Raw genomic sequence first — 3,910 nt, forward strand, 5'->3', positions numbered from 1 at the left:
GGCGAGGGGAGCGCGGTCGACGCGCAGCCGCCGCGAGCCCTCGGGCCATTCGTCCCGCTCATCGACCCAGGGCTGGGTCACCACCACGCGGACCTCTCCCACGCTCAGCAGGTGACGGCGGCGTTCCAGGGGAAGTTCGGCGGCCACCGGCAGATAGGCGGCGCCAGCCATGAGGATGCCGAGCACGGCGACGACCTGCTCCCAGCCCTTCTCCATCACCACCGCGACCAGCGTGTCGGGCTGGACGCCCGCGTCCCGCAGCCGATGGGCCAGGTCGGTGGCGAGCTTCGCGACCTCACCATAGGTGAGGCTGAGGTCTCCACTGAGGATGGCGGGCTGCTGGGGACGCAGCGCGGCCTGCTGGAGGAAGGGCGTGTGCAGGAGGCCGTCGGGGAGCGGGGCCCCGGTGGCGTTGATGGTTTCGCGCCGGGCCAGGTGCGCCGCGGGCGTGAGGCTGAGCGTGGCGTCCGTCCAGGCCTTCTCTCCCGCCGCGAGCGTCTCCAGTAGCTGGCGGTAGGCCTCGAACATGTCATCCAGCATTCCTGGGGAGAACAGCGCCTCCACCGCGTCCCAGTTGATGGCCAGCCCTTCGTCCTGTTCGAGGACCTGGAGGTCCAGCCACACCTGCGGCGTCTGGTTGATGCCGTAGACCAGCGTCCCGAGTTCGTTGAGTGCGGAGGCTCCCTGGCCGGAGCTCCCCAGGGCGAGGCCGCTGGTGAAGACCACGGGCATCAGCGTGCGCGGAGTGCCGCCCTCGCGGCGCGCCAGCTCGCGGAGCACCTGCACGCCTCCGAAGAAGCGGTGGTCCATGTCCTTCAGCAACTGCTGCTGGAGCCGGGTGGCCCGGTCGGTGAACGTGCCCGGCAGCGCGCCGTCCACCTCCAGCAGGTTGATGGACGTGAAGTCGCCGACGATGTCGTGGACCTGCGGGTGCAGCGGCAGGCGGTTGAAGAGGGTGAGGTTGAGGACGAAGCGCTTGCCCTTGCTCCACGTCGCGAGGACCTCGGCGTAGGCGGCCATCAGCAGGCCGGAGGGCGTGAGGCCCGCCTTGCGCGCGCGCGCCGCGAGCTGCCGCCACGTCGCGGGCTCCAGCCGGCCGCTGCGTCGCTGGAACTGGTACTTCTCCAGCGTGGCCGGGTTGCTGGCGAGCGGAAGCTCCGGCGCGGACGGGAAGGTGTCCAGTCGCTCCGTCCAGTAGTTGCGCGAGCGCGTGTACAGCTCCGTGTCGCGAAGGCGTTCCTCCGCGAGCACGTAGTCGCGGAAGGAGAGCTCCAGCGGCGCGAGCGGGAGGTCCGGCTGCGCGTAGAGCTGGGACCACTCCTGGAAGAGGCGCGTCATGCTGGCGCCGTCCGCGATGACCACGTCGATGCTGATGTGGAGGCGGACGCGCTCCTCCGGCAGCAACGTCGCCCGGAGCTCGAACAGGGGCCACTGATCCGTCGGCAGCACCTGATGGGACATCTGTTGCCGCGCGTCGTCGATGAGGCGCGTCGCTTCTTCGGCGCCCACCCGGCGCAGGTCGCTGGTGGCGATGACGTAGGTGGGCACCTGGGCCAGGAACTGCTGCTGGCCACTGGCGAGGATGACGGCCCGCAGCATCTCGTGCCGCTGCACCAGCCGATTCCACGCGCGAGCGAGGCGCTCCACGTCCAACCCCCGCCCCTCCAGCTCGAAGTACACGTGGGTGGAGACGCCGCCCAGGTCGACGGCGCCCGCGCGACCGACCCAGTACGCCTGCTGGATGTCCGTGAGCGGGAAGGGCTCATGACGCCGTTCGGGATCCGGCACCGCTCGCGGCAGCTCCACCGACGTGTGGAGCAGTTCGAGCAGCTCCGCCTTGCGCTCCACCAGTTCGTTGCGCAGCTCCGGGCTCAGCGCTCCCTGGGGCGCGCTGAAGCGCAGGCGATGGTCCTCCTCCCACAGCTTGATGCCCAGGCGGTTCACCTCGGACAGCACCTCCATGATGCTTCTCACAGCTCACCCTCCTCTCTGGGCTCTGAACTCGTGTCGGGAACGGATGTCGTGGCGCGCAGCGCCTGGCGGACCGTGTCGATGTACTCCGCCAGCGTGGCGACGGTGGGGTGGGCGTAGAGGCCGTGCAGCGGCAGCTCCATCTCGAACGCCTCGCGCACGCGGGCGGTGAGCTGCGTGGCCAGCAGCGAGTCGCCTCCCAGCTCGAAGAAGTTGCCGTGGAGGCCCACCCGCTCCAGGCCCAGCAGGGCCGTCCAGAGCTTCACCAGGAACTCCTCGGTGGGCGTGCGGGGACCGGCGAGGTCCTCGGGCGCGGAGGGCCTGGGCGCGGCCAGGGCCGGCAGGGCCTTGCGGTCGAGCTTCCCGGTGCTCGTCCGCGGCAGCGCGTCCAGCGGCACGTAGAAGTCGGGGACCATGTAGTCCGGCAGCTTCCGGGAGAGGTGGTCGCGCAGGGCGTCGGGCTCGAAGCGGCGGACGGAGAGCGGTGCTTGCGCCAGCAGCACGTCGAACCCGACGACGTCGGCGAGGGAGCCGGGGTGGCTCAAAAGCGCGCTCTGGGCGTATCCGGCATCGCGCAGCAGGTGGACCCACTGGTCGCTCGGCAGGAGCGGGTGGTGGGCGCGCAACCGCGTGTCCTCGAAGCGGTCGAAGCCCTGTTGCAGGCCCATGATCAGATCGAAGGAGCGGAAGAACTTCGTCTCCTCCAACACCAGCAGCAGTCCGCCCGGAGCGAGGAGCGTCCGGAGGTTGCCGAGGCTGTCCTTGAGGTGGCGGGTGTCGTGCAGCACGCTCGACGCGATGATGATGTCGAAGGACTGGGGCTCGTAGCCCTGGGTCCGGGGACTCGCCTCCAGGTCCAGCAGGCCGTATTCGACGAAGGGGAAGTCCGCGAACTTCTTCCGGGCGGCCGTGAGGAAGAACGACGAGATGTCGGTGAAGGTGTAGTGGCAGCGCGCGGGTGGCAGCAGCGGCAGCAGGTGTTCGGTCGTCGAACCGTAGCCCGCGCCCACCTCCAGGATCCGCAGCGGCCTGTCCTGGACGCCGGTGGCCACGACGGCGCGCAGCACGCTGGCGAGGACCTCGTTGGAGCGCTGGAAGAGCTTGCGGTAGACGAGCGGCGTCTCCTCGGCGGCGTAGACCTGCGCGGAGCGCGCGCCGTCCGTGAGCACCTGGGGGAGATCCGCGACGCCCTGGAGGAACCAGTCGCTCTCCTTCGGGGAGAAGCCCAGTCCGGCGGCAAGCTGGGCGCGGACGCGTGAGGCCAGCTCGGGCGAACCTCCCGCGGGCAGGGGCCGCACCGCTTCGAAGAACTCCCCGTCCTGGCGCAGCACGCCTTCCTCGGCCAGCACGCGCAGGCCTCGCGACATCCACTTGCGGTAGCGCGAGGCCACCCGGCCCCGGGCCATGAGCCCGTCCACGTCGTGCCGTTCGCCCGGTGCCACGAAGAGGCCCAGCTTCCGCAGGGCGTCGCACAGCTCGGTCAGGTACAGCGCATCCAGGCTCCGCCACAGTCCGATGAACGCGTCCCGATCCACGTCGTGCTGCGGCTGTCGGGCCTGGGCCAGTCCCGCGTCGATGGACTCCTGCCAGGTCTTGCCGGCCTGGGATGGATCCGCGCTCGACACCGGGAAGACGTCCGAGGCGGGCGCGTCCTTCGCGACCACGTAGGCCACGAGGTGGCGGTTGGCCCCGGGTTCACCGACGGCGGTGACGACGGCCTCGCGAAGGGAGGGGTGGAGTGCGAGCGCGGCTTCAATCTCTCCCAACTCGATGCGGAAGCCGTTGACCTTGACCTGGAAGTCCTCGCGTCCAAGGAACTCGATGGCGCCGTGGGGCCAGTAGCGACCGAGGTCGCCCGTCTTGTAGAGGCGCTCGCCGGTGCGGGGGTGGGTGATGAAGCTGGCCTGGGTGCGGGGCTCATCGCGCCAGTAGCCGAGCG

The 3,910-nt window shown here is 70.3% G+C and carries 2 protein-coding genes; both read right to left on the bottom strand.

From position 1 onward, the window contains the following. On the bottom strand, positions 1-1,974 hold a 1,974-nt coding region (locus D7V88_RS39530), incomplete at its 3' end, for a condensation domain-containing protein (RefSeq protein WP_147449076.1). Next, positions 1,971-3,910, bottom strand: a 1,940-nt coding sequence (locus D7V88_RS39535; RefSeq protein WP_120545684.1) for a methyltransferase, incomplete at its 5' end; no start/stop codon positions are given. The genes D7V88_RS39530 and D7V88_RS39535, both read right to left, overlap by 4 nt.

The sequence above is a fragment of the Corallococcus terminator genome, assembly GCF_003611635.1.
GTDB lineage: Bacteria > Myxococcota > Myxococcia > Myxococcales > Myxococcaceae > Corallococcus > Corallococcus terminator.